Genomic DNA, 458 nt, shown 5'->3' on the forward strand with positions numbered 1-458 from the left:
GCCCGCGCCGATCGCGATGGTCACGCCGGGCTGGATGTCGGGGTTGCCGGCCTTGCCGATCGACTGGATACGGCCGTCCTTGATGGCGATGTCGGCCTTGACGATGCCCCAGTGATCGAGAATCACCGCATTGGTCACCACCGTGTCGGCCACCTCGGCGGCCCCGCGCTGCGACTGGCCCATGCCGTCGCGGATCACCTTGCCGCCGCCGAACTTCACTTCCTCGCCGTAGATCGTGCAGTCGCGCTCGACCTCGACCAGCAGTTCGGTGTCGGCGAGGCGGATGCGGTCGCCGGTGGTCGGGCCGAACATTTCCGCGTACGCGCGGCGGCTCAAGCGTAGTGTCATGTTGCTGTTCCTGAAGAGCGGGGCGCTTACAGCGGCCCCATCACCTTGCCCTGAAAACCGTAGACGACGCGCTCGCCGGCCAGCGCGACGAGCTCGACGGTGCGCGTCTG

General features: G+C 67.7%; 2 pseudogenes. Both read right to left on the reverse strand.

Annotation, left to right across the window (positions count from 1 at the left end):
- Positions 1–348, reverse strand: a pseudogene (ureC, locus tag HWY05_RS37870) (urease subunit alpha); the annotation flags it as partial.
- A gap of 26 nt (positions 349–374) precedes the next feature.
- Positions 375–458 (reverse strand): annotated as a pseudogene (gene ureB / locus HWY05_RS37875) (urease subunit beta); the annotation flags it as partial.

The sequence above is a fragment of the Paraburkholderia sp. BCC1876 genome (assembly GCF_902833695.1).
In the GTDB taxonomy this organism is placed as follows: Bacteria; Pseudomonadota; Gammaproteobacteria; order Burkholderiales; family Burkholderiaceae; genus Paraburkholderia.